20 protein-coding genes and 2 pseudogenes are annotated in these 26,670 nt (G+C 39.9%); 14 read left to right on the top strand and 8 right to left on the bottom strand.

The window, feature by feature from the left end; translation table 11 throughout:
• Window positions 1-128 precede the first annotated feature (128 nt).
• From DTOX_RS04230 to DTOX_RS04210, 5 genes are all read right to left on the bottom strand, one after another.
• Window positions 129-998 carry a hypothetical protein gene (locus DTOX_RS04230; RefSeq protein WP_015756490.1) on the bottom strand — a complete coding sequence of 290 codons (870 nt, stop codon included), beginning with the start codon at window positions 996-998 and terminating at the stop codon, window positions 129-131.
• A 49-nt stretch (window positions 999-1,047) separates the two neighbouring features.
• Complete coding sequence (locus DTOX_RS23835) at window positions 1,048-2,373, bottom strand: RHS repeat domain-containing protein (protein WP_479690838.1); 1,326 nt, start codon at window positions 2,371-2,373, stop codon at window positions 1,048-1,050.
• Window positions 2,374-2,782: 409 nt separating this feature from the next.
• Window positions 2,783-3,652, bottom strand: a complete 870-nt coding sequence (locus tag DTOX_RS04220; RefSeq protein WP_015756488.1) for a hypothetical protein — start codon at window positions 3,650-3,652, stop codon at window positions 2,783-2,785.
• Window positions 3,653-3,719: 67 nt separating this feature from the next.
• Window positions 3,720-8,918, bottom strand: coding sequence for an RHS repeat-associated core domain-containing protein (locus DTOX_RS04215; protein WP_015756487.1), 5,199 nt, complete (start codon window positions 8,916-8,918; stop codon window positions 3,720-3,722).
• Window positions 8,919-9,880: 962 nt separating this feature from the next.
• Complete coding sequence (locus tag DTOX_RS04210; protein WP_042315387.1) at window positions 9,881-10,174, bottom strand: hypothetical protein; 294 nt, start codon at window positions 10,172-10,174, stop codon at window positions 9,881-9,883.
• Between the two features lie 988 nt (window positions 10,175-11,162).
• Here DTOX_RS04210 and katG point away from each other — a divergent pair.
• Window positions 11,163-13,358 carry a catalase/peroxidase HPI gene (gene katG, locus DTOX_RS04205; protein ID WP_015756486.1) on the top strand — a complete coding sequence of 732 codons (2,196 nt, stop codon included), beginning with the start codon at window positions 11,163-11,165 and terminating at the stop codon, window positions 13,356-13,358.
• A 202-nt stretch (window positions 13,359-13,560) separates the two neighbouring features.
• Here katG and DTOX_RS04200 read toward each other — a convergent pair whose 3' ends face one another.
• Window positions 13,561-13,941 carry a recombinase family protein gene (locus DTOX_RS04200; protein ID WP_042315385.1) on the bottom strand — a complete coding sequence of 127 codons (381 nt, stop codon included), beginning with the start codon at window positions 13,939-13,941 and terminating at the stop codon, window positions 13,561-13,563.
• An 833-nt stretch (window positions 13,942-14,774) separates the two neighbouring features.
• Between DTOX_RS04200 and DTOX_RS04195 the strand changes: the two genes are divergently transcribed.
• The 13 genes and pseudogenes from DTOX_RS04195 to DTOX_RS04145 all read left to right on the top strand — a co-directional run bounded on the left by DTOX_RS04195 (window position 14,775) and on the right by DTOX_RS04145 (window position 25,026).
• Window positions 14,775-16,001 (top strand): IS110 family RNA-guided transposase, encoded by a 1,227-nt coding sequence (locus DTOX_RS04195; RefSeq protein ID WP_015756467.1) that lies wholly within the window; start codon window positions 14,775-14,777, stop codon window positions 15,999-16,001.
• A gap of 447 nt (window positions 16,002-16,448) precedes the next feature.
• Window positions 16,449-16,736: a type II toxin-antitoxin system Phd/YefM family antitoxin gene (locus DTOX_RS04190; protein ID WP_015756485.1), complete on the top strand. Its 288-nt coding sequence runs from the start codon at window positions 16,449-16,451 to the stop codon at window positions 16,734-16,736.
• Window positions 16,726-17,052 carry a type II toxin-antitoxin system RelE/ParE family toxin gene (locus tag DTOX_RS04185; protein ID WP_015756484.1) on the top strand — a complete coding sequence of 109 codons (327 nt, stop codon included), beginning with the start codon at window positions 16,726-16,728 and terminating at the stop codon, window positions 17,050-17,052. The genes DTOX_RS04190 and DTOX_RS04185 overlap by 11 nt, the downstream gene beginning before the upstream one ends.
• Window positions 17,053-17,172: pseudogene (locus DTOX_RS25235) on the top strand (transposase); the annotation flags it as partial. It lies immediately after the preceding gene.
• Window positions 17,173-17,353: 181 nt separating this feature from the next.
• Complete coding sequence (locus DTOX_RS24105; protein WP_242652547.1) at window positions 17,354-17,572, top strand: MerR family transcriptional regulator; 219 nt, start codon at window positions 17,354-17,356, stop codon at window positions 17,570-17,572.
• Window positions 17,573-17,596: 24 nt separating this feature from the next.
• Window positions 17,597-17,920: pseudogene (locus tag DTOX_RS24100) on the top strand (recombinase family protein); the annotation flags it as partial.
• A complete protein-coding gene (locus DTOX_RS04175; RefSeq protein ID WP_015756483.1) occupies window positions 17,877-19,334 on the top strand; it encodes an IS200/IS605 family element transposase accessory protein TnpB in 1,458 nt (485 codons plus the stop codon). The pseudogene DTOX_RS24100 and the gene DTOX_RS04175, both read left to right, overlap by 44 nt.
• A gap of 215 nt (window positions 19,335-19,549) precedes the next feature.
• Window positions 19,550-20,812, top strand: a complete 1,263-nt coding sequence (locus DTOX_RS21295) for a hypothetical protein (protein WP_015756482.1) — start codon at window positions 19,550-19,552, stop codon at window positions 20,810-20,812.
• A 261-nt stretch (window positions 20,813-21,073) separates the two neighbouring features.
• On the top strand, window positions 21,074-22,798 hold the full coding sequence (locus DTOX_RS04165) for a stalk domain-containing protein (protein ID WP_015756481.1): 1,725 nt from the start codon (window positions 21,074-21,076) through the stop codon (window positions 22,796-22,798).
• A 261-nt stretch (window positions 22,799-23,059) separates the two neighbouring features.
• Window positions 23,060-23,380, top strand: coding sequence for a hypothetical protein (locus DTOX_RS04160; RefSeq protein ID WP_157862847.1), 321 nt, complete (start codon window positions 23,060-23,062; stop codon window positions 23,378-23,380).
• A gap of 58 nt (window positions 23,381-23,438) precedes the next feature.
• The gene (locus DTOX_RS04155; protein ID WP_015756479.1) at window positions 23,439-23,915 is read left to right on the top strand and encodes an RNA polymerase sigma factor; all 477 of its coding nucleotides are present in this window, start codon (window positions 23,439-23,441) and stop codon (window positions 23,913-23,915) included.
• Window positions 23,912-24,244 carry a zf-HC2 domain-containing protein gene (locus DTOX_RS04150; RefSeq protein ID WP_015756478.1) on the top strand — a complete coding sequence of 111 codons (333 nt, stop codon included), beginning with the start codon at window positions 23,912-23,914 and terminating at the stop codon, window positions 24,242-24,244. The genes DTOX_RS04155 and DTOX_RS04150 overlap by 4 nt, the downstream gene beginning before the upstream one ends.
• A gap of 398 nt (window positions 24,245-24,642) precedes the next feature.
• Window positions 24,643-25,026: a hypothetical protein gene (locus DTOX_RS04145; protein WP_015756477.1), complete on the top strand. Its 384-nt coding sequence runs from the start codon at window positions 24,643-24,645 to the stop codon at window positions 25,024-25,026.
• A 203-nt stretch (window positions 25,027-25,229) separates the two neighbouring features.
• Here the strand turns inward: DTOX_RS04145 and DTOX_RS04140 are convergent, their stop codons facing one another.
• Both DTOX_RS04140 and DTOX_RS04135 read right to left on the bottom strand, forming a co-directional pair.
• The gene (locus tag DTOX_RS04140) at window positions 25,230-25,883 is read right to left on the bottom strand and encodes a class I SAM-dependent methyltransferase (RefSeq protein WP_278184588.1); all 654 of its coding nucleotides are present in this window, start codon (window positions 25,881-25,883) and stop codon (window positions 25,230-25,232) included.
• 120 nt (window positions 25,884-26,003) lie between these two features.
• Window positions 26,004-26,414: a hypothetical protein gene (locus DTOX_RS04135; RefSeq protein WP_015756475.1), complete on the bottom strand. Its 411-nt coding sequence runs from the start codon at window positions 26,412-26,414 to the stop codon at window positions 26,004-26,006.
• Between the last annotated feature and the right edge of the window lie 256 nt (window positions 26,415-26,670).

Raw genomic sequence — 26,670 nt, 5'->3', positions numbered from 1 at the left:
TAAATAACAATATATCTAGAATCTAGACAGAAGAGATATACCTGTGCATTCTTAATTTGGATATATAAAGAGATAGAGTGTGTTTTAGGAGCCTTACGAAGTCGTCCTTTTGTTACTTCTAGCACTTCTTATTTCTTCTTTTCCGGTTTTACTGTGTATGTCGTCATCGTTCCATCATCATTGATCTTTACGACCAGTCCCTCGTCTTCGTCTTTCTTCCCCGAATCTGTGGTATATGACGATAAATCAGGAGAGCGGTATCCTTCAGTGCTAGGACTGTCCCTTCCAGCAATAAGATCTTCCATCGTCAATGGTTCTGTACGGAAAGGTTCTTTGCGGCAAAAGGCATCTTCCCCTAGGTGCTTTTTGACCCTTTCTTGTATTTCCAACATTTCCGGATTTATTTCCATGGGCTCATCTGAAGTTAAAAGTATGAAGTGATCTTTAGCGAATTCCTCCACCTTACAGGGAGCGGTTTGGATTACCTCTTTCCCAAACATCTCAACATAGGGCGGCCCGTACAGCGTCATCCAGGTTATATGGCCCAGGCATGTTTCATGGCTAAGTCCTGGCGTATAGATAAGATTTGAAATATGACAGGTGTAACCATAAACCCCATTTGACCAGAGAAACAGCTTTTTGGCTAACTCTATGAAATTTTTAGTTCCGTTATTTTTTATAACGAGCTCCCTGGACATGTCAAGTCCAATGATATTAGAATTATCATTTTTCCAACTTATATCTCCATAGGTTTTTCGACCTTTCAACATAATACCCCCGTAAAATTTTCCTGCCTTTTCTGAATCTACCCACATTTTTTTGGCCACTTCAATGGAAAATGGGGTTTTAATAGGTTCATACATTCCAATTTTATGAGGAAGATAGGCTGGATTAGCGTCCTGGAGCATCTGAAAAAACTCCTCTGCAAAATGTTCTTCTCCAAAAGTTTTATACCCGTAAATTGTTAAATAAACATCGTCAGATTTTTTACCTTTCATAATGATCCCCCTATCTGTTTTAACCGAACCCATTAAAACATATTTCGAGTTAAGTTCCATAATCTTCTTGAAACCAGTTTTCCCAACCAGGCGGGAATACAAAAATCGAAGGTGGTGCTTTCAAAGCTTCATCAATATTATACGGAATAAGCTTTCCATTAACCATTCTATATAATTTCCCACCAGTATTTTTAAGATTTTTAAGAAGGGGTTTTGAACACTCTGTTGTTTCATTAATAACTAATCTAAACTTATCTCCAAATTGTCTCATAAAATCTCTTAACTGTGGGCTATTCGATATATACTCACCCGATTTGGCTTCCCGAGCTTCACCTGTCTTTGTGATGTAATCAACAATTCTGTTTCCAAGCCCTTTTTTGCTATTTTTTGCGGTATCAAGTAATTCCCCAAGTTTGTCTTCAAATGCTTTCCAAGTTGCGCGAACAGGAATCTCCCCTGTCGGATCTACATTATTTACAGGATTGCTACCCGTATAGCTATAAAGATTCAGTGTTTGTGGATTTTTATACTTAATATATTTAATCGAATCCTTCGTCAAAAACCTCCCCAACGCTGGACTATAGTACCTGCTCTTCAGATAATATAACCCTGTCTCCTCGTCATAGTAGTATCCGGCATACCTAAAAGGAGCAGAAATCCAACCAGAATAAGAAATTTGGTTACCCCATGGATCGTAGTTGTATTTAGCATAAAAACCGCCATCAATGTTAGTTAATAAATAAACATCACCTCTTAAATTAAGATGTACTTCATAGGTGTAATTGTTCTTTCTAAAACAAACTAGCTTCCCTTGGTTGTCGTAATTATAGAAAGAGACGTTACCTGCTGAATCACTTTCACGTACCAGGCGCCCGAATGCATCCCAGTTGAAATATGTAGTCTGGGATGTCTGTCCACTATATACAGTCTTACTTGTTCGCAATCCATCATGTCTATAGTTGTAGGTTGCAACCAGACTATTATCGGATACCCTTTTTACTTGAGTCAATTGACTTTCTGTATCATAAGTATAGTTAAAGGTTCCATCACTGGTCATATTACCGTTATTGTCATAGGTGAAACCGCTATTTGTTATCTGATTCGCGTTGTTATAAGAAAAATCTCTACTTCCTTTTCTCAACATGTTCCCTGCAGCGTCATATATATAGCTTTCCTGAACAGGACTACCATTTTGGGGTGTAAAAGACCAGGATGTCAATCTTCCATTAGCATCATACACAAAGTTATCAATACCTGCCCAGGACGAGATGGAAGAGATATTTCCATTATTATAGTAGGAATAATCATAAACATAGCGCTCTCCACCTCTAAGGCAATTCTGAATATTTTTACACCAACCATTGGGATAATATATAATATTTTTTAGAGAGTATAATCCATTACCATAAATTATTTTAAAAACACGGCCACTTTCATCATAATAGTAATTAAAATGATACTACTCCACTACAACATTGCCGTACTGGTCGTATTTCCTGCCGTTTGACTCCTTAATGCCAGGCATACCTAAAAGGCTGAGACAAGACCATAATAAGAAATATGAAACGGCCGAGTATATATGTGCCTCTCTCAAACTTTAGGAGACGCTTTGTATTACCTGGAGATATAAGAAAAAGCCCTGTTTAGGGCTTAAGCTAAATAACAATATATCTAGAATCTAGACAGAAGAGATATACCTGTGCATTCTTAATTTGGATATATAAAGAGATAGAGTGTGTTTTAGGAGCCTTACGAAGTCGTCCTTTTGTTACTTCTAGCACTTCTTATTTCTTCTTTTCCGGTTTTACTGTGTATGTCGTCATCGTTCCATCATCATTGATCTTTACGACCAGTCCCTCGTCTTCGTCTTTCTTCCCCGAATCTGTGGTATATGACGATAAATCAGGAGAGCGGTATCCTTCAGTGCTAGGACTGTCCCTTCCAGCAATAAGATCTTCCATCGTCAATGGTTCTGTACGGAAAGGTTCTTTGCGGCAAAAGGCATCTTCCCCTAGGTGCTTTTTGACCCTTTCTTGTATTTCCAACATTTCCGGATTTATTTCCATGGGCTCATCTGAAGTTAAAAGTATGAAGTGATCTTTAGCGAATTCCTCCACCTTACAGGGAGCGGTTTGGATTACCTCTTTCCCAAACATCTCAACATAGGGCGGCCCGTACAGCGTCATCCAGGTTATATGGCCCAGGCATGTTTCATGGCTAAGTCCTGGCGTATAGATAAGATTTGAAATATGACAGGTGTAACCATAAACCCCATTTGACCAGAGAAACAGCTTTTTGGCTAACTCTATGAAATTTTTAGTTCCGTTATTTTTTATAACGAGCTCCCTGGACATCACAAGTCCAACGATATTAGAATTATCATTTTTCCAGCTTATGTCTCCACGTGTTTTCCGACCTTTCAACATAATACCGCCATAAAATTTCCCTACCTTTTCCGATTCCACCCACATTTTTTTGGCTTCCTCCATGGAAAATGGGGTTTTAATCGGTTCATACATTCCAATTTTATGAGGAAGATAGGCTGGATTAGCATCATTGAGCATCTGAAAAAATTCTTCTGCGAAATGTTCTTCTCCAAAAGTTTTATAACCGTAAATAGTTAAATAAACGTCATCAGATTTTTTACCTCTCATAATGATCCCTCCTTGTATAATCTGTATTTTTCATGCAAAAATCGAACCCCTTGAAACATATTTCGAGTTAAGTTCCATAATCTTCTTGAAACCAGTTCTTCCAACCAGGTGGGAATACAAAAATCGCAGGTGGTGCTTTCAAAGCTTCTTCGATATTGATCGGAATAAGCTTTCCATTAACCATTCTATATAATTTCCCGCGAGTATCTCGAAGATTCTCAAGAAGGGGTTTTGAACACTCTGTTGTTTCATTAATAACTAATCTAAACTTATCTCCAAATTGTCTCATAAAAGCTTTTAACTGTGGACTATTCGATATATACTCACCCGATTTGGCTTCCCAAGCTTCACCTGTCTTTGTGATGTAATCAACAATTCTGTTTCCAAGCCCTTTTTTGCTATTTTTTGCGGTATCAAGTAATTCCCCAAGTTTGTCTTCAAATGCTTTCCAAGTTGCGCGAACAGGAATCTCCCCTGTCGGATCTACATTATTTACAGGATTGCTACCCGCATAGCTATAAAGATTCAGTGTTTGTGGATTTTTATACTTAATATATTTAATCGAATCCTTCGTCAAAAACCTCCCCAACGCTGGACTATAGTACCTGCTCTTCAGATAATATAACCCTGTCTCCTCGTCATAGTAGTATCCGGCATACCTAAAAGGAGCAGAAATCCAACCAGAATAAGAAATTTGGTTACCCCATGGATCGTAGTTGTATTTAGCATAAAAACCGCCATCAATGTTAGTTAATAAATAAACATCACCTCTTAAATTAAGATGTACTTCATAGGTGTAATTGTTCTTTCTAAAACAAACTAGCTTCCCTTGGTTGTCGTAATTATAGAAAGAGACGTTACCTGCTGAATCACTTTCACGTACCAGGCGCCCGAATGCATCCCAGTTGAAATATGTAGTCTGGGATGTCTGTCCACTATATACAGTCTTACTTGTTCGCAATCCATCATGTCTATAGTTGTAGGTTGCAACCAGACTATTATCGGATACCCTTTTTACTTGAGTCAATTGACTTTCTGTATCATAAGTATAGTTAAAGGTTCCATCACTGGTCATATTACCGTTATTGTCATAGGTGAAACCGCTATTTGTTATCTGATTCGCGTTGTTATAAGAAAAATCTCTACTTCCTTTTCTCAACATGTTCCCTGCAGCGTCATATATATAGCTTTCCTGAACAGGACTACCATTTTGGGGTGTAAAAGACCAGGATGTCAATCTTCCATTAGCATCATACACAAAGTTATCAATACCTGCCCAGGACGAGATGGAAGAGATATTTCCATTATTATAGTAGGAATAATCATAAACATAGCGCTCTCCACCTCTAAGGCAATTCTGAATATTTTTACACCAACCATTGGGATAATATATAATATTTTTTAGAGAGTATAATCCATTACCATAAATTATTTTAAAAACACGGCCACTTTCATCATAATAGTAATTAAAACTATCCCCTATTCCATTAACTTGCAAAAGTCTATTGTCACTTCCATAAATATAACTTATACAAGCATAGGTACTGGGTGGGTAACTTTCCTTTACAAGATTATTACTTTTATCCCACGTATAATCCAAACGGTAACCAAAGGAATCTGTCGAGTACTTAACTCTACCAGCACCGTCGTAATCCCACAAACAACTTTTATTGTCCTGATCGGTAACGCTAATCAGATTATTAGCACCGTCATAAGAATAGTTGTAGTGTTTTCCATTATCCAATATCTTACTGGTAAGCCGGTTTGCACTGTCGTATGTGTAATTTATTTGCAGCCCGTTTGGTAAGGAAACTCTTGTTAAATTACTAGATCGGTCATAAGTGTTTGATATATTCCTTAGCAATGGATCGGCAAGGGTGTTTAACTGGTTTATGTTGTTATGTGCAAACAATGTTCGGTATGTGCTGTCTGTTGAGCTTGAACTCTTAGGATCTCGAGTGGCTGTGAGATTGCTCACAGGGTCATACTCATAATAGGCATGTCCAGACATCGGGTCAGTCACTCTGACTAAACGGTTCAAATTGTCGTAGTCATAATACGTAGTATTATTGGAAGCGTCTGTGAAACTTAATTGAGTACCGGTATTCTCATTATATACTCGTCTACTCTGTTTGCCTAAAGCATCTTCTGAAGTAGTCAAGTAGTTCCCTGACGCACTGTAAGTATATTTTTCACCATCTCTATGCACTAGTTTAATAGAGTCAAAAAATGCCTTGCCCTTGCCATCGAGTACAGCTCGTAGTCGCGCATATTTGGCCTGGGAGGGTGTAATTGCCAAACATGAAAGCCGGGTAAATTCACCCCACTTTTCATAAGTTTTAACAGAACCAGTTTGCACGGTATAACCAGGGATTATCTGATTCGACGCATCATAATAATCGACTTTAAAGTAGGCGCCTGTACCTTCACATGACGCAGATACCATTCCCGAAAGAGTCATTGATTCCCCGCCATAAACAGGAATATCCTGATAAAACGAAGATAGATTATTTGTGGAATGATATAACAGTCCCGATCTTACCCCTTCCCAGGCTACGCCTGTATAAATAGAAAAATTTGAACCAATAGTCCAGTTCCGAGCATAATTTTCAAAGCTGCTGTCCTCAACTGAATTATAAGCACTAAGAGTGTAGCCATTGCCTGATTGGCACATGTTTTCAAGCTGAACTCCGTCAATCCAGGCTGTACCAGTGGCGTTATTTAAACCAATATAAACATCGACATATCTGGAGCCAGTTCCGTAAGGCACGGTTGAGGTTATCACAATGGGTGTGGTACCGCTACCCGAGCATACATAAGATTCCCAGTGACTCGGGTCGTAATACAGTTTGATTATGACACCACCATGAACGTTGTCAAGTTTAATATCAGCCCTCAGGGTAAGCTTGTCATAGTTATGCAAACCAGTAACTCTTTGATAAAACAAGTCAGTGGTATATGTATTGCTGCTCATTTTCAAAGCGGAATTACCGTAAAGCTGGCATCCTTCCATGCTAACCGTGGCATTGCCGGCAATCCGAGTCCAGTAATTCGTTGAGTTTTCGAAACTGCCATTATTGAGAAGGTTACAAGTACTTGAGAGTCTGGGACTATATTCTATAACATTGCCGTATTGGTCGTATCTCCTGCCGTTCGACTCTTTAATATCAGGATTACCGGTGGAAAGAAGGTTTCCTCTGTTATCATACTTATAAGAGGTTTTTCTGCCGCTACCGTCTACGAACTCGAGAAGCTGGTTATATTCGTCATAAGTCATGGTTTGGATGATGTTGTTGTTGGCATCGTTGTCTACGGTGATAGTTTTTTTGATAATATTTCCCTTGGTATCATATTCGTATGTTATCGTACCTTTAGCATCCTGGGCCGTTATAAGGCTGTTGCTGGACCAGCTGTATTGCCAGGAATTGCCCAATTGATCTTGGTATTTTGTTAAATTGCCTGTACTGTAATCATGGGTAAAGGTAAATCTATGACTTCCCGGATCTATTACAGTTGTTACTATCGTGTTTGTTTGGGTACTCTGGCTAAATAATGTATCATAAATATCCTGGCCATTTGTCCTGGCATCCCTGATAGTTTGAAGTTTTCCATCAGAACTATTTATAAATGAAGTAACACGGTTCAACGGATCGGTTAAGGAGGCTAAATATCCATTTGCATCATAAGCAAAAGTAACCGTTTTATTTAGCGGATCTGTGACAGCTGCTAGGCGGCTGTTCTGGTAAGCCAACTGATAGGTCCGGTTGCCCGGATCTGTCATGGCAGATAACTGGCCAGAGGTGTTGTAAGTATACGTAAGCTTCCGATCTGAAGGATCGCTTAATTGGTAAAGACGCCCGCTTGCGTCATAAGTGAAGGTCGTGGTATTATTATCTCGATCAACAAACTTACTGGGTTTTCCGTTTACAAAAGTATATATGTTTTGCTTTTTATCGGTGATTTTAAAATTACCTGACCCTAGTTTCTGTAAAGTGAGGTATATACCTTTAGGCGATGTGTAACCGCCGGTTCCATTGGGAGTAAAAATGTGTGAGGAACCATCTCCTTCCACATAAAGGACAGTTCCATCCTGGCGTTCGGTTAAACTGATATCGGTGCCAAGATGCCAACCGATACCTACAGGGCCACCTCTGGTGTCAATGGAATTGTATGTTAAGCTGTCTCCTATGGGCAAACCACGACCAGGAATAAGAAATAGCCCTTTACTCAAAACCAGATTGAGATTGCAGGTGTTAACGGAGCTTTCCCATCCCCCTCCTAAATCTATTTTTGAATAGTTCCAATAAGACTCTATTCCTGATCCGTCACTTCCCGCCAGATTGATTGTTGGATCAATGATAACAGGATAAACAGCCTTTTGAAGCCAATTTGAGTTTATGGAAAATTGTAGAATTCCTTCTTTGCTCAGTTCGAAATTATTTGCATCACAGCGATTGCCATTGCTATCCAAAGCGTATGGCCTTGGCATATAAAAGGATATCCTGCCAGTATCCGGTTCGATAAAATAAATTCTATCGTCTTCTGAAAATGCATAAACAGCACCGGTTACACTTAACTGAAAAGAAAATTCACTTTGTCCGGTATACTTCTTAGTAACGATTTCTTCCTTGAGTCGATTTTCTTCTAAAATATAACGCAGGTCAGTATTAGGAAATATATTTTCGTAATTTATCGTGTTTTCATATACTTTACCGCTAACAGAAACAGCTTCTAAGGGAGCAAGAAATAATTCAGTATTTCCATAAGAAAATTTTAATACATTTTTTTCAATTTTATCACTAAATTTGGCAGTATATAAACCCTGCTTGTTTCTAATAGAAAATGAACCATATACTACGCTGGTTACCGACTTTTGTAATTCTTTTTCGCTTACCAATGTTAAATCATGTGTATTGGTTTTATATACTTCTTTTGTAACAGTTTGCTTTGGGGAAATGTAAACAGATGAATCCCTAACAGGAGCAAAGGGTTTCGGTTCAATTATATTATCATCAGGCATATGTTTTATATGTTTAATGAAAATTTTATTATTACTGGAAGGGTCTTGTTCCAATAAATAAGATTCATCCTGTTTAATCGAATATAATATTTCATCTTTATCTGTATTAGAGATTTGTTCTTTTATTAAATCAGTTGATTGCTCTAATTCGGTTCCAAATATTATTGCAGGGAAACCGGCGGTTAGAGATAATAGTATTACTACTAGAAAGATTAAACAAAATAATTTCGCTTTATGAAAAGCCATCTCTATAATAACTCCTTTCAAAATCTGTCAATGTTTTTACCAATTTCATTCTTAGCCTTCCAGTTTTATTTCCAGTTTGATTAATGGTTCACTAAGTCCAATTGGAAATAAAACTTAAATAAACTGGCAATTATTAAATTCCACAGCACTACATTTTCTAACTTCCAAAAAAATGGTGGATATGATAATCAAAATACTATCAATAATACAATTTATATCATCACCTTTCGTCAAACCAAATGGCATTTCAAACTAAATACTTCATATATTAGAAATTACTCTCTAAATTAGATATTTCCTCATAATAACAACAATATCCTTCATATTTATGGATAAATTTTACGACAATGTTATATACTATTCGACTTTTATTATTTTTTAATAATTTTAAGTTAATTTTTTATTACATTATTTTTTGTTTCCTTTTCCAGCGCGCTATGTATAGCATTATCTCTTTTTCTCTCTTCACAAGGAGCTACTCTAAAAAAGTTACATCATTTTATTAGGTTTTCAGCATCATCGATATAATACAACTAAATAGATAATAAAGCTTTCCGGCCATTTCTTGCTATTACTCTTTTGGAACATACCAAAAAGTAACCTCAATCCTATAATGACCTAGGTCCTTTGTCAGTTTAAGCCTGGCTAAATTGTCAACCATTTTTACATAAGGTTTTTTACATAATTCTTTAGCTTTTTGCTCACTAATCATAAATTCTCTTAGGAGAATAGGCCATTCCTTTATATTAACAAGTTCGTTAATTCTTTTCGTATAATCAGCATAACGTTTTACTGCAATGTCTTTAGCATACTGCGTAACCCCTGACCGTAGAAACCAGCTTCAGAAGAAATTCTTCTAACTCTGCCATATACAGTTGGCTGTTTTAGTCTAACGAATATTTGTCCGTTAGGTTTTTCATTTGCCAACCTTTCCACAAATTTATGATACTTACTGTCATAAATTACGTATGCGTCTTGTCACCTTTTTCTGTTAGAGTAACAGTACCTTTCATCAGGTCTATTTTTTCTGCTCTTATTGCCTTGGAAAAATCCCTAGAAGCCTTGGTTTCCTTAACAACTACACCATTTACAACTACTTTCCCGCCTGTTTTTCTCTGTCGGCCAAATATTGTCTCAGCCCTGCAACCGGTTGCACTAATAAATTCAAAAGCATCTGCAGCACGTTGGTCCTGTTCTGACATATCAATGATCAGACTGTCTGCCTCGTCTTCTGTATACGCAGATCCGCGCTGCACTATTACATCCTCCCAATTCCGCCTTGGCTTTTCAAAATCATCTATTTTCCATTATTGTTTGTGCATAATTTTTATACACACTTATATCTTAGCCGTTGGTCTTATAAAAACCTTAAAAAAGAGGGATGGCTGGTAAGGCCGCACCGCGATTACTCCTATATTTAACTGTTAGTTTGATACTCATTTTAACCAAAGCCCTTTTATACAAGCTCGAACATTAAGTCCACCCAGGTTTATTTTCCGATGTAGTGGATCGGACTTATACTCGCTCACCCTTATAACTTGGCAATTTGAGAGATTTACAAGTTCTTCTAAACAATATTTTCGATATTTTTGAAGATATTTTTGAAGATATTTTTTGAAATACACACTTACTGATACTTCCCATACAGGCTCAAGCATTAGGTCTGCCTCGGATTATTTGCCAATAGGCCAGACTTATGCTTATTCACCCATATAGCTATAGTTGGCATTGCTTACAAGCTACCTTTCGCAGCGCGTTATGAAAGGAATTGAGTTATAAACTTTCATAACACTCTGCGAAAGGTAGGTCACTATAGACCCCTCTTAAAATTTGCCACGAGATCTCGTTATAAATATTTATACTTTGCTTATTTTTCATATTGTAAATTCTTTTATTATATATATAATAAAAGAATAATCATTACAATTTTTGATTTTTCAAAACATTAGCTTTAGACGTGATTTTTAAAAAACACAAGCATATCACCCACTCAGAGGTCAATGCTATGACAGAATATAAAAAAGCAGTCAATCTATACATAATATAAAATATCATTTTGTATGGGTTATAAGAAATATGGATGCAAGGTATTACGCGACCGCTAGTCGCTTAATATATAAGAAATAAGTATGAACAAAGAAAGTGCCATTGATTGGTAACCCTACTCCAGCCTTCAAGAAAAAAATAACCCAGGGAGAAATTAGCTGTATGACTCCATATTTATCTTGTAAGGGAGGAAACTTTATGTATGAAAAAGAAAAATGTCCCGTAACGGGCAGAACTAACAATGCCATTGCAGGCGCCGCTAATTCTAACAGGGACTGGTGGCCAAACCAGTTGAACCTCAAGATTCTTCATCAGAACTCAAACTTGAGTAATCCGATGGCTCTGGAATTCAATTATGCTGAAGAATTCAAGAAGCTCGATCTGGATGCCCTGAAGAAGGACCTATACGCGTTGATGACCGACTCGCAGGATTGGTGGCCTGCCGATTATGGTCACTACGGGCCGTTCTTCATCCGGATGGCGTGGCACAGCGCAGGCACGTATCGCACAAACGACGGTCGTGGCGGCGCAGGTAAGGGGACACAACGCTTTGCACCCCTCAACAGCTGGCCCGACAACGTAAACCTCGACAAGGCACGCCGTTTACTTTGGCCAATCAAGCAGAAATACGGCAGTAAGATCTCCTGGGCTGACCTCATGATCCTTGCCGGTAATTGTGCTTTAGAGTCTATGGGACTCAAAACGTTCGGTTTTAGTGGCGGACGCGAGGATGTGTGGGAGCCGCAAGAAGACATTTACTGGGGAACCGAGAGTGAGTGGCTGGGCGACAATCGCTACTCCGGTGATCGGGAGCTCGAGAATCCACTCGCCGCCGTGCAGATGGGCCTGATCTACGTGAACCCGGAAGGGCCGAATGGCAACCCAGATCCGGTCGCCTCCGGCCGTGACGTTCGGGAGACCTTTGCACGTATGGCCATGAATGATGAAGAGACTGTCGCACTCGTCGCCGGCGGGCATACTTTCGGCAAATGTCATGGCATGGGAGATCCGACGCTTGTCGGTCCGGAACCTGAAGCTGCCGGCATTGAGGAACAGGGGCTCGGCTGGAAGAGCAGCTTCGGCAGCGGAAAAGGTGGCGATACGATCAGTAGCGGTATTGAGGGTGCCTGGAAGCCAAACCCGACCAAATGGGACATGGGCTATCTAAACATGCTGTTCAAATACGAGTGGGAGTTGGTCAAGAGCCCGGCGGGAGCGCATCAGTGGCTGGCTAAAGATGTAGACGAAGAAGATATGGTGATTGACGCACACGACCCATCGAAGAAGCACCGGCCGATGATGACCACGGCGGATCTCTCTCTTCGCTACGATCCAATCTACGAGCCAATCTCGCGACGCTACCAGCAAAACCCCGAGGAATTCACGGATGCCTTCGCTCGCGCGTGGTTCAAGCTAACTCACCGCGACATGGGTCCTCGCTCGCGCTATCTCGGTGCGGAGGTTCCTGAGGAGGAACTGATTTGGCAAGATCCGGTGCCCGCGATCGATCATGAATTAGTTGACGAACATGATATCGAAGATCTCAAGAGCAAAATTCTGGCTTCTGGGCTGTCTGTCTCCCAATTGGTTTCAACAGCCTGGGCTTCGGCGTCTACATTCCGTGGCTCCGATAAGCGCGGCGGGGCAAACGGAGCGCGCATTCGTCTTGCACCACAGAAGGATTGGGAAGTCAACCAGCCGGCTCAACTAAACACTGTCCTTAATGTTCTGGAAAAAATCATAGCCGAGTTTAATAGTGCACAGACAGGTCCAAAGAAAATTTCGCTCGCGGACTTGATTGTCCTGGGTGGATGTGCAGGTATAGAGCAAGCTGCAAAGAATGCCGGTTGCAATGTGTCCGTTCCTTTTATACCGGGACGCACGGATGCATCGCAGGAGCAAACCGACGTACAGTCATTTTCGGTGCTTGAACCAATTGCAGATGGGTTCCGAAATTATCAAAAAACCAAGTATTCTGCATCTGCAGAGGAACTGTTGGTTGATCGTGCGCAACTGTTGACATTGACCGCTCCTGAAATGACTGTTCTGCTTGGTGGCATGCGCGTCCTGAATACCAATCACGGGCAATCTCAACACGGTGTCTTCACCAAGAGACCAGAGGCGCTCACGAATGACTTTTTCGTAAATCTTCTCGACATGAGCACTACATGGAAGGCGATATCTGAAGACGAAAACGTATTCGAGGGTCGTGATCGCTCAACGGGCGAAATCAAGTGGACTGGTACCAGTGTTGATCTTATCTTCGGTTCAAACTCCCAACTACGGGCTATAGCTGAAGTCTATGCATGTGACGACTCTCAGAGTAAGTTCATAAATGACTTCGTATCTGCTTGGAATAAGGTGATGAACGCAGATCGTTTCGACCTTTCTTGAATCGCTGCATAAACAATTTCAATAACTCTTTAATTGAGTACCAATGGTTCAAGAGAAAATTTAAATCAGAGACATATTATCGGCAACTGTTTAAAGACGGATTCTGCATATGGCAAGGCCATTGCAGATACACCTAGCATTAACACATTGGATAATGTCAAATAAACAAAAAGCAGAAGAATTTCTAAGATTATTAAAGGAACTAGCCCCTAATCAGGAAAAATTTTATGCGGAAGGCAGGCAGCAGATCTCGCTGTCTGCCTTTGCCGTCTAAACGGCTATTTTTCCTGATGTCCTGTACAATGTCCCAGGTTTCACGATTCACCGGCGGCTCATGGATATTTTCAAAGCGAAGCTGTTCGGATGTGGGACGTTTGATACGCTTCTTATTTTTATAGGATATTGTGGTGGACTTCAGACTGATGGTATGCCTCAGGTAGACCTCATCCTCTAAAATATCGGCAACAGACCGTCCGCTCCAGTCGTAATGCCTTGTGGTGTCTACGTTAGTTAGAAGAATGCCGGTTTTACTGTAATAATAATTGCCTGGCGTGAGAACCTGCTCTTTTTTAAGCAGCCTCAAAGCTCTTTACATCTCCTCGTATAATAGAGTCAGAACAACCGAATACGACATGTTCTAAAATAGTAGAATGTTGTGGTCCGGATGTTCAGGGAACCGGTTCCCATATCAAGGGTACCTGGGTTTGATGAAGTCAATAACAATACCACAACAATGCAGTAAAGGTACCTATTAATCACGTGAATTACTGCATGTGGGTTACTTATTGGAAGTAGTTGCGCCAAGGTACCCAATCAATGATAGGATGGTGATGTCTATACGAACCGAAAATTTTATTGACAGAAAAATATCCACAGGCAAATCATTTTCAAAGAGACAGCCCACACTGAAAAATTAGTAAGATGAATTCATCAGTCCTCCTCGCATGTGGTGATATCCACAATGCTTTTTAAGTCTGTTTCTCTTTCCCCGTCAGGGTTTGATTCTGACACTTAGAATGTTTGCTTAGCAATTCTGATTTACGTGAGGCTGTTTAAACCCGGGGGAGTGGTGTTGTCAACTTTCTTTAAAGAGTGCTATAATTTACAATGGTTTAGATAGTACTTTTTAGGTGCCTGTCTGTCAATGTTTGATGAAATAAGCAATTTAAATAATCATTTAGTTAGAATGATCCCGGTAAGATGGTAAATTCTCAATACCCCGAGCAGCATAGACTGCTTAATAAAGTATGTTTCTTTTCCTTCTACGTTTTAGTTCTAACACCTAGCCTGTTCAGCATGATAGTTGACCTGGATGGCAGCAGATCCAGGTAGTCTCCCGCTCCATGTCAGTTCTGATTACGAGGATGTTCTCGCGTAGAAAACGGAAAAGTTAATCCACTTACCAGAGGTGTTTTTATGACAATATCCTTGCATGTTGGCATTGATATTGGTAAGAATAAGAATGTGGCTTGCTTTATGAAATTAGACGGAACGATTTTGTTGAAAAAGTTAGTTTTCGATAACTCCATTTCAGGTGCCGAGAGTTTGGCATCTAAAACTAAAGAGTTATCGATTAAAGATAGCTTTGATCATGTTGTTTTTGGAATGGAAGCTACTTCTTTATACCACTTTCACTTGATGAATTATTTACTAATCACCGAAGAATTAAAGCCATACAGGCCTACAGTTTACCAACTCAATGCCAGAAGTATCAAGAACTTCAAGAAGTCTTATCCTCCAAAGGGCAAGAACGATGCATATGACGCTTATATCATAGCTGAAAAACTAAGACACGGCAGATTACCTAAACCTTACGAGGTTGATGAGATGTATCTTCCGCTACAGCGACTGACCCGTTACAGGTTTCACCTGGTGGGTTCACTTGTGCGAGAAAAAAGTTATTTTTTAACTATGTTGTTTATGAAATTTAGTAATTATGGTGATGTATTCAGTGATATCTTTGGAGCCACCAGCATGTCTATTATTACCGATTTTTTTGGCCCGGAAGAAATTATTAATACACCACTTGAAGACTTGGTTCAATTGCTTGTGGATAAAGGAAATAAGCAATTTTCTAACCCTGAAACATTGGCTACTGAGCTAAAACGAATTTGCCGTGAATCCTACCGGATGAGTCCGAAGCTCACGGATTCGGTTAATCTGATTCTTGAAACCAGTATGAATAATATCCGCTTTTTTGAGCAAACCATCCGCAAATTGGACAGTGTGATTGCCAGGGATATGGCCAAGCTCTCGAATCCATTGATGTCAATCAAGGGAATTGGGCCAGTGTTTTCCGCCGGCATTATCTCTGAAATTGGGGATATTAACAAGTTCGAAGATCAGTCCCAGTTAGCTAAATTTTCAGGTATCACCTGGAATAGCAATCAATCCGGCGAATTTGACGGTGAAGATAAACCCCTGAATAGGGCTGGAAACCGGTATCTCAGGTATTATCTGATAGAAGCTGCGGACAGTTTGAGGAGACATAATGACGAGTACCGAGCTTACTATCAAAAAAAATTTCAAGAATCAAAAAAACATGCCCATAAACGAGCTCAGGTTCTTACAGCTAGGAAGTTTGTAAGGCTGGTTTTTTCCTTACTTTCAAAGAACCAGCTTTACAGGTCGGACAGGGGATAGCTGTTTAAATAACTGCGGTAACGGTGCTGATTAATATTCCTGCGGTTGTCTGCTGCCAACTGGCTAGGAATATTAATTATCATAGTTATCCACAGGTAAAAGAGTGGTGATGCACTGAAATATTATTTGTGCACCAATATATGTTTTTCCCTGAGCTTTATTGGTGCAAACAATAACCATATTTTAAGATTATGCCTTAATATCAGGGAATAATTTTATAGCCGCAACAGGAATTTTTGGGTGTTTCTGTGGTGGTTAATTTTTTATACCCAAAAACAAGGAAAAATATGTTTTTAAATTCCCTCTTGACATATTACCCTAGCACTTAATTCACCAAATGGTGTAAGGCTGTAGCTTATCAGCCTTTTATCTGCAATCTCGCTCTTGTTATTTTAGTCTTATAAGGGTATAATATTGATACAAATTTGACTATCAGGAGTGAGAAAATTGAGTACAATCATTAAGTCATCAAGTGAGCTTCGGAAAAATTACAACAGTATCGCTGATATTTGCCGTAAAACGAAAGCACCTGTATTTTTAACCAGAAATGGCGTCGGCGATACAGTTATCATGGATATGGAAACATTCAACCGGCGCGAGGATGATTTGGCGACAGCCGAGCGTTTGCTTGCAACGGAACGTTCCCGTTTGCTTGGAACTCAAGGATATACGGTTGATGAGTTCGAAAAGAACATGAGGGAAGCAATCGCCAAGGGAGCGGAGCATGGAGCGTAATGAAAAGGTATATCAGGTAATTATCGCATCCGATGCAAATGAAAGAATGTATGACCATTTTGAATTTTTAGCACGTGTCAGCGTTAATGCAGCAAACATGCTTTTGGATGGATTGCTCAAAGATATTCGAAATCTCCGAACCGATCCGTTCCGTTATCCTGTATATAACCGTCCGTATCTTCCAGTCGGCAAATACCACTATATACTATTAAACAAAAGGTATCGGATCGTTTATCAGATTATTGGCAATCAAGTGTTTGTGGATGATATACAAGATTGTCGGCAAGATGATGACAAAAGCATATTAAACAAATAATTGCAACGCGCCTTTTGTGCTGCCCTTATTTTTATAAGGATAGGAAAATCGGAATGGCTAATTGATGATACCGGTTTTCCCAAACAAGGAAGTCACTCCGTTGGTGTGGCAAGACAATACTCAGTCTAAAGAGATTATTAAGATATTCATCACTTTTTACAAGATTGTTTTTAGCCTAATATTATCCTTATGTTATAATTATATAATGCAATCATGCAGGGAGGATATAACTGTTGCTAGAAAACTAAATTAATATCAAAAAGCCTGCTATAATAGGATATGATTTTGGCAGGTGATTAGGATGGAAAACCATATAAGTATTGGCAAAGCAGTTAAATATTTAGGGGTTAGTATTAATACTTTACGTGTTTGGGAAAAGAAAAAGATATTAGTTCCAGAAAGAACTCCTACTAGCCATCACCGCTATAAAATGTCCCAAGTAGAATCCTTTGAGGGCAAAAAATATAGCCGAATTCAAAATACCGTATTTCCCTACGCCAGGATATCTACGCAAAAATAGGCTGATGCCGGGAATCTTGATCGAAAAATAGGAAGGCTTACTGAATATGCATCAAATAACAAATATGCTATTCAGGCTGTTTTTCGTGATATTGCCAGTGGTTTAAATGAAAACCGTAAAGGTCTACAAAAGTTACTTAAGGCTGTAAAGGAGACTAATAACGCCTTAGTAATTATTGAGTATAAAGACCGTTTAGCACGGTTCGGTTATGCCTACTTAGAGAAATACATTAGCGACTTTGGCGGGCATATTGCAGTAATAGAAAAAAAGCTGTCAAAGGTCATTGAAAGCGAGGTGACTGCCAGTGAAGACAACGGCGATGGGGATAATCCCGGAACTGACAGCTAAACAGAAAGAATACATTGATAACCTCATGGATAGTTACTGTGCCGCAGTTCGTTGGACATTTAAAAGACTGCTGGACGGATGGAAAGTACAGGACATTCGTATAACTGTACAAGGAAAGTTCAGACTTAACTCCCGGCAGGCTAACGATGCAGTATATGATGCCCAGACCACAATCAAAAGCCAATATAAATTAGTGCAGATGCACTATGAAAACGTCAAAGCAAAGGTTGAATTTACAGAAAAGCGTATCGCCAAGGCTAAATCACCGGCTAAGATTGCCAAACTGCAAAAACGGTTAGAAAAGGAACAGCGTAAACTGGCCTTCTGGCAAAAGCACCTGGATAACAACACTTTTCCGCCTATTGTATTCGGAGGAAAGAAGTTCTTTCAAGAACGCTGCAAAGGCAATATTACCAGGGAAGAGTGGCAGGAAGTCAGAAGTAACCGTTATCTATCACGGGGAGATAAAACCAAAGGCGGCAACCTAAATACCCGCATATACGAAGACCAAGACCAAATCTATCTTGATATAGCTGCCGACCCGGTACAGAAAGGGAAATCCGTTCGCTATAACCGCATAACGGTGCCGATCTATTTAGCTCAAAAGCCATCGAAAAAGACCGGCAAGATTAATGGTATCAACTACCGGCAAATGGTTTTGGATTATCTTAAAACAGGCAGTGCCTATCAGGTAGAAATCCTCCGCAGAGACGGGAAATATTACGTCCATGTGAGTATTGAAGAAGAAGTTCCGATGCCATATAACCATAAGGGTGCGTTTGGTGTAGACACCAACCCGGACGGATTAGGCGTAACCCAGGTAGACTGTCTGGGGCAATACCGGGGCAGTGAATGGCTGGGGCAAGGCGAATGGACTTATGCCAGAACAAACCGGAGAAATAACCAGACCTGTGAAATGGCTAAGAAAGTGATCCTCCAGGCTAAAGAAAAAGGTTACGCCCTGGCGGTAGAGGACTTGAAGTTTAAAAATGACAAGTCCGTAACGGCCAAGTTTAACCGAATGAGTCACAGTTTTGTCTGGTCGAAGTTTCTAAAAGCAGTTGACCGGTGTGCTGCCCGTGAGGGAGTGCCGATATTAAAGGTAAAACCGGCTTTTACTTCGGTCATAGGCATCCTAAAATACCAGCACATGTACGGCATAGCTGTTCACGAAGCGGCGGGCTATGTCATAGCCCGGCGTGGCTTGGGCTTTGATCATGAGAAGATACCCAAGATATTGCTTGATAAACTGGTTAAAAAGAAACCTGAATTTAAACAAATGACAAATTGGAAACAATGGTCAGCAGTTAAAAAGTCTGTGCTGGCCAAGATTAAAAAAATCACGAAAAGGAAGAAGGTGAATAGCCTGGTTTCATGGCAGATTCACCGGAAAAATGTGTTAGGTATAGGTTAATCCCTTTGCTATAAATTTTGCGGGCGGCACAGTACACGCAGCGAAAGGCTGTTGCCGCAAGTCAGAACCCAGGCGGAGGTAACACCTTCTCCGGTTAGTACGCTCGCTTTAAGCAGCGGCGGGGAACTCTTTTAGAGGAGACCACCCGGAACATAGGCGAGAGCCTATGGCCTAGCAGTTGAATCCTGTGACACTGCCACCCGTTTGTCGGACGGGTGAAAAAACTACTTGTAGGTTTTAGAAACCAGGTTATGAAAATAATTAAAAGAATAATTAGTATAACACTTGTTGTCGCCGGAGTATTTATAGCTATCTGGTCTAATACTCCAGTATTAGCAGCTGCTAGCAGCAGCGACTATTTTACCGCCTCGCCTATCCGATACAACCTGTCGGTAGACGGTGAAAGCGCCTCTCTGCGGGCGTATGTTATCAACGGCGGCATGTATTTCAAGCTGCGCGATGTTGCGAAGGCTCTCAGTGAAACAAGGAAACGTTTTAGTATAACCTGGGACGGGGCAAGTAATGAAATATGCATCTACTCCAGTACAGCCTATTTGAAAGCCGGCGACGAACCGGTTCCGACAGAGGATACGGAAAGCAAGACGGCATCCCGCGCCACCTCAAAAGTATACATGAACAACCGATACCATGAATTAGGTTTTACAGTTTACAGTATTGGCGACAACAACTACTTTAAACTGTCTGATCTTGCCGAGGCTTTAGACTTCTACATTGCATACGGCGACGCAAACACCATTGAAATTGATACTTCCGCTGGATATTCCGTCACGGGGAATAAAATCTACAATTCGGATAATACGTGGCTGAGGGATGAACCGGCCACCGGTGTGAAATCCTCTTTAAGCGCGGACCTGAACGGCGACGGTCAAAACGAAACCGCTGAATTGGTCATGTCGGAGGAGAAAACAAAAAAGTGGATGCTTGTCTATAAAGACGGCGCATCGGAAGCCTCTATTCCGGTATTTAAAGGAAACGAATACGGGTTTTCCACTTCCATTGCCGCAGGGCATATGATCAGTAAGAATTCGATTGATTTTCTAATCGCGTCCGACTTTATGAGCATGCCGTTCGGAGGTTCTGCCTATGAGCTTTACAGCTTTCAGGACGGAGTCTTTACCAAAATAGATGTATCGGAAATCACGGACGGAACTGAATTTGATGTCAGCGTGGATGAAAATAAAAAAACGGCGAAACTTATGGCAAACGGTTCAGAAAAGACAGTCGAGCTTTCCGATACGGCGTTGTCTGATTATAAGCTGTACGGAAAGGAATTCTGTCAGGACTTCTTTATCGAAATGAAATTTCAAAGCGTCGAGGGCTGCTCTTTGCCTGAGCTTGTCACAACAGAAGTGATCGCCGCCGTCCTGCCGAATAGTTTAACGTATCTTCACACTACATATAGATATATTGACGGTGCATGGAAGGTTCAAAGGGTGGAATTTTATAATTTTGACTAGGCTTTGCCGGGAACCGTAAAAGATACAAAGCCGAACGATGTCACCCTAACAAACGCGGGCCACTTCCTGGTTGTTTGACGGAACCCGGCCGGCCCTTTTTTGTGGTGCTGTAATATTCATCCAGGACACCATAGACTGGCACCAGTTGAAGGAGTGAAATATATGGATTAGAGAAGACAAGAAATATTATAGAAAATCTTGTTGCAAAATCCTTTTTAGTTGTCTATACCCTTACAAGATATTTTTAAGGAGGGATACCGAATGAACAAACCCAATTTATGGTTATGGACGGCAATCGCTATATTATTCCTGATAGGAGGTGGCTTAAGTTCACCTGCTTTAGCTGACCAATCAGCAATTACGGTTACTATAAACGGTCAAAAACTTGAACTGTCTGAGCCACCTCGGCTGCAGAGCGATGAATGCAATTATTTATGGATAATCGTACCTGTGCGGGAGATTAGTAACGCTTTAGGAGCCAGTGTGACTTGGGACTCAGCCACCAACACAGCTACCATCGTTAAAGGTAATCAAACGATTATTCTGAAACCGGGTGATCGTGAAGTTTGGCAAAATGGCCATCAGTTTGAACTCGCCACCCCACCACAAATAATAAACAATCGACTACAAGTCTCCCTCAATTTTCTGGCATCCGCCCTAGGGGGCCGGGTCAAATGGGATCAAGCTGCGTCAATGGCCCAAATTACCACCAGCCAACCAGTCCCACTCCCCAAGCCGGAACGGATTGAAATGGCGGCTTTTGCCGCCCGAGTAGCTTTCACCAGTGATGGCCACTTGTGGCTGGTAGATGGCAGGCAGACTGATAGCACACCAATCAGTCTCACAGAGGCTGGCCCGGCAGAAATCGTGGGTTGGTCTTCAAATGGTGAATGGTTAGCCTATCTGCAGAGCGATATCAGTGATGAATATGCCAGCAGGCAGTATCTCTGGGTGGTAAAAGCTGATGGGACCGGCGCTATACAGTTAGACGAAAGACCAGTCTATATTACCCCATCCTGGTCGCCAACAGAAAATCTGCTTGCTTATACCACTAAAGACCCTCAAGAAGAGTATATTCCAGATGGCAACTTGAAAATCTCCTCTTTAAAAACCGGCGTGGTCACCACAACAAGCTTGTGGCCACAGAATAGCGAAATAATTGAGAGCTTGGCCTGGTCACCGGATGGGCAAAGCCTAGCCATTTCTCTGCCTAGAAATGAAAAACATCCTCTGCAAATTGACCAGATCACATTAAAAGGCGATCATACCAATCTACTGACCCTGGGTGAAACTGGCAAAATGGAAAATGAAATCTATACCCGAGTTGCCACCGGGCTAAAGTGGTCCCCGAACGGACGCTACCTGGCCTACTATTTAAAACCCAATTCGGCTTCAATATCGGCCGATGGGGTCGCCATGCAAGTGCTAAATATACCACAAAAAAAGTCGATCGATCTGGGTTGTGGATTGGCCTATGCCCAATGGCTTGATTGGGCACCCGACAGCAGTCAATTGGCTTATATTGTAGGTGGTGGCCGGGAAGCAACTATTCAAAAACGCTTACATATCGTTGACGTGAAAACCGGTCAAATTAGTGATTGTGGGAAAACTGGTCAGGTTGATACTCAACCCAGGTGGCTATCAACTCCTGCAAGCGGCATTTTGTTCTGCAGGGGAACAGAAACATTGGACTGGGAAGGCCAAGAGCAGGCTGGTGTCCTGGTCCCAGGGCAGCGAATTTGGCACAGAACGGCGGATGGTAAAGAGTTAGATGTTACAAGCGGACCAGTTGATACGGCTGATTATGCCCCGCACCTTTCCCCTGACGGTCAGGGTTTATTATTCCTCCGGTTAACTAACTATAATTGCGGCTCATTGTATTATCAACCTATGGCAGGTGGACCGCCTAAAGAATTAATTCGTGGTATCAGCGGGCAACCTGGCTACTATGGCAATTACTATCCCGAGTGGATTAACATTTATTGAGGCATCCAGTCTTGTCCTACCGACAAGACTAACGTCGTACTTGATGAAAGTTGAATAATTTTCACCCCCATTAATATCCAGATTTAATTTGAATTACTGATACATAATCCGAGCCTCTGCCTTGGTCAACTCTATACTCCAAGAAATCTTTTACGGATTCAAAATCACCTACACGTGCCTTTTGAACACAGCAGCTTAAGGTTGTTTGAAGGCTGGCTATATACTAAAACCAGAAATCTGATTAACAGTTTATACAGGAGCATGTATATAAAAAAGAGGCATGAAGTATTCATTGATGATAATATATCAAATATTATACTATCATCAGATAATGATTTTGAGAAAATTTTAAATGGCAATATTGACGATATCGAAATGCTATCTGATAAGATATTGAAAAAACAACAAATAGTGAAAATTAACCATATGTCGATTTTAGAATTGTCGGGAAAATATGATGTTTCAGCTATAGCAATAACCACAAGAATTTGTCGGCTTAAGAAAAAAATCAAGAATATTATACATGACCCTTTCATCGAAATGAATGCAAAAATTAGTAGGTGCAAGGCGAAAGAAAAATAAAAAACTTTGAAACGTTTTTATAGGAGTTGAGTCTTATGGGCAGGAGGTGAGTGAGAAAGTGACAGACTTCGAAGAAATATATACAAAATATTTTTCTGATGTATATAAATATGTGCTAACCCTATGCCGGAACGAGGCTATCGCGGAAGAGGTTACGCAGGAAACTTTTTTCAAAGCCATGCGGCATATAGATCAGTTCAATGGAAGCTGCAAATTATACGTATGGCTTTATCAGATTGCTAAAAATACTTACTTCTCACTTTCCAAAAAACGAAAGCGTATCGCTCTGGATATAGATGCAGATTTCCCGGATATAACATCAGACATAGAAAGAGATTACTTTAATAAAGAAGCGGCAACGCGGTTACACATTCTGCTTCATAATCTGAATGAGCCATACAAAGAGGTCTTTACTTTGCGGGTATTCGGAGAACTGCCATTTTCTCAAATCGGTGAGTTATTCGGGAAAACCGATAGTTGGGCAAGGCTGATTTTTTACAGGGCAAAAAAACAATTACAGGAGGCAATGAAATGAAAATATCTTGTGAAATTGTTAAAGATTTGTTGCCATTGTATCACGATGGCGTTTGCAGTAACGACAGCAAAACGATGGTTGAGGAACATCTTGCTTATTGTGACAGATGCAAAGCCGAGCTGCTGGTAATGAACAATGCATTATCTATTAACAAAGCGGAACAGAATTTGCACGAGGCCGAGGCGGTAAAAAAACTGTCAAAGAGATGGAAAAAAGGAATGTTAAAATCACTGCTAAAAGGCATTTTAATCACTATTTTGGCTATTGCCCTTATTGCTCTTGTTCTCTATTGCTTTATGGATTTTAGAATTATACCCAAACTCAAATAACCTCTCGCCAACGCACCATTCAAAGAAGTCTTTCAGATAAACCAATCTTAGATTAAACGTTGCTGGCTTTACTGGCTGGACTAAATATTCCAACGCTGCAGATTTCACATTTTTGTTGTAAGCTTCAGAATAACGGTTAAAGAACATTTTAACATGAGTACGACAGTCATTAATTCTTCTCTCACTCAATCCTTGTGATGTGTAATAATTTAGATATTTTTATTCCCAGACCACAAGCAAGGAAGGATAAATTGATCTGCTGTGGAAATTATTATTACAAGTAAAGTTAATATATTCGAGTAAAGTGTCCTTAGTTTATATTAATCATATAAACGCAAATGCCTAAAGATAACCTTTTATACCTTGTTCCTATCTGATGATGTAGGGAGAATAAAATCGTGATAAAAAAGGTGAAATTAGTTACATGTATCATAATAAGTCTAGTTATTCTCGGGTACACTTTCTACAAATGGTTAGCCAATGAACATATTGGTAAAAATGAACTATTTTCTATTACATTTATCCTAAGTACGCTTTTTTCAACACTTACCTGGAGTCCAACAAGGCAAGAAGGTATCACTGAAGATGAAGAATTAGGAAGATATATCATTTTAAGAAGTACCAAAATAAGCTATTTTGTGTTGGTATTTTCAATTCTCATAATCTTTATAATTGAAGAATTAGTCTTTAAAATTGAAAATATGGCTTTGTTATTGGTTCTTTGCTTGTCATTAATTATTCTACCCTGTACTGAATATCTTATCGCTAAAAAGTATCGATAGAATTGTTTCGATGTTATAATTTTTGTCCTAATGGCAATTATTATATTACTGACTACTCTGTTGCACATTTTTAACACATGTACAGCAAGAATATATTACATTTCCTTTTGTTTTATATCTTGAACTTGATTGTCCACTTTTAATTAAACTCATTAATTTCAATGTCAAATATAGAAAGAAGGGTTTTCAACCCTTCCCGCATCCTAAGGTAACGCTATGTCTCTAACCTTTTTACAATAATACTCCATTACAAATCCATCTGATGTCCTAATCTTCTCAACCTCAAAACCTGCTCTCGCCAGCATACCTTCCATAATCCAACTAAATGTGCTGAATTCATCTCTTATATGAGTTTCAACCTCGGCCTTAAATTGTTCACCTGCCATTGCTTCAAAAGCCGAAATAAAATTATCAATTTTATTGATATATTCTGTGGGTTGAAAATGATAAATGACATCAAATAAATAAAATATTCCACTCGGTTTAAGCATTTTATTTATTCTCAATAGGGCAACTTGTTTCCAAAAATCTGGTAGATGATGAAGAGCCGATTTAGTCAATACGATATCTACTGGTTCTGCTTTATGTTCGTAGCTTAAAAACCCAGAATTAATAAATTCAATATTTGTTATATTTTCCTTTTCAGATTTTTTAATTACTTGCTTAATCATCAGTTCAGATACATCAATAGCATATATTTTTTTAAAATACTTCGATGCATAAAGTGATGTAGCACCCGTTCCACAACCCAAATCAATCATTGTTACATTATGGTAATTATCCAATGATAAGTTACTTAGGAAATCAATAAATTCCTTCTCATAATCTCTAAATTTTTGGTGTTGATTATCATAAATTTCTGCTTGCTCTATATCAGAGTAATTAACTCCGCAATGTTTAAATTCGTTATAAATCCAGTTATTTATTTCAATACCCCCTTAGCAAAACTATATATATGCAATATATCGTATATATATCTATAATGCTTGTCCTTCCTCTATCATTGACTTATAATAACCTTTTCCTGCATTCTTAATCGTACCAGCCTTGGCCAACTTCATAAGGCAGTTTAAAACCGTTTTCTCCGGTTGTTTTCCGGAAATTTCATAACCATTCTGAGCAATTATATCCGTTAGGTCTTTGTAATGAACAGATTGTTCGCGAAAATCGCTTATTGTTTGCAGGACTATATCATGAAGATTACCGTCATTTAGCACAGAACTATTTTCGTCCGGGCTAAGAAACTTTTTTAATGCCTGTATTTGAATTTTTGCGCTTTGAATACGCAATTTATAGGCTTCAATTTTTTCTTCCAAGTCAATTATTTCTGATTCGAGTTCAAGAATAGCATCTTCAGCACTAGATTGGATTTGTTCAAATGCGGACATATAATAAACCTGGTTTCTAAAACCTACTAAAACCTACAAGTAGTTTTTTCACCCGTCCGACAAACGGGTGGCAGTGTCACAGGATTCAACTGCTAGGCCATAGGTTCTCGCCTATGTTCCGGGTGGTCTCCTCTAAAAGAGTTCCCCGCCGCTGCTTAAAGCGAGCGTACTAACCGGAGAAGGTGTTACCTCCGCCTGGGTTCTGACTTGCGGCAACAGCCTTTCGCTGCGTGTACTGTGCCGCCCGCAAAATTTA

It is taken from the genome of Desulfofarcimen acetoxidans DSM 771 (assembly GCF_000024205.1).
GTDB classification, from domain to species: Bacteria; Bacillota; Desulfotomaculia; order Desulfotomaculales; family Desulfofarciminaceae; genus Desulfofarcimen; species Desulfofarcimen acetoxidans.
Note: the sequence above shows the minus strand (reverse complement) of the source record. Positions and strands in the feature narration are given on the sequence as shown.

What these genes read in the sequence shown, in the direction of transcription:
- DTOX_RS04230 (WP_015756490.1), bottom strand. Translation starts at nt 998, where the DNA reads ATGAAAGGTAAAAAATCTGACGATGTTTATTTAACAATTTACGGGTAT.
- DTOX_RS04220 (WP_015756488.1), bottom strand. Translation starts at nt 3,652, where the DNA reads ATGAGAGGTAAAAAATCTGATGACGTTTATTTAACTATTTACGGTTAT.
- DTOX_RS04215 (WP_015756487.1), bottom strand. Translation starts at nt 8,918, where the DNA reads ATGGCTTTTCATAAAGCGAAATTATTTTGTTTAATCTTTCTAGTAGTA.
- katG (WP_015756486.1), top strand. Translation starts at nt 11,163, where the DNA reads ATGTATGAAAAAGAAAAATGTCCCGTAACGGGCAGAACTAACAATGCC.
- DTOX_RS04195 (WP_015756467.1), top strand. Translation starts at nt 14,775, where the DNA reads ATGACAATATCCTTGCATGTTGGCATTGATATTGGTAAGAATAAGAAT.
- DTOX_RS04185 (WP_015756484.1), top strand. Translation starts at nt 16,726, where the DNA reads ATGGAGCGTAATGAAAAGGTATATCAGGTAATTATCGCATCCGATGCA.
- DTOX_RS24105 (WP_242652547.1), top strand. Translation starts at nt 17,354, where the DNA reads ATGGAAAACCATATAAGTATTGGCAAAGCAGTTAAATATTTAGGGGTT.
- DTOX_RS04165 (WP_015756481.1), top strand. Translation starts at nt 21,074, where the DNA reads ATGAACAAACCCAATTTATGGTTATGGACGGCAATCGCTATATTATTC.
- DTOX_RS04160 (WP_157862847.1), top strand. Translation starts at nt 23,060, where the DNA reads ATGTATATAAAAAAGAGGCATGAAGTATTCATTGATGATAATATATCA.
- DTOX_RS04150 (WP_015756478.1), top strand. Translation starts at nt 23,912, where the DNA reads ATGAAAATATCTTGTGAAATTGTTAAAGATTTGTTGCCATTGTATCAC.
- DTOX_RS04135 (WP_015756475.1), bottom strand. Translation starts at nt 26,414, where the DNA reads ATGTCCGCATTTGAACAAATCCAATCTAGTGCTGAAGATGCTATTCTT.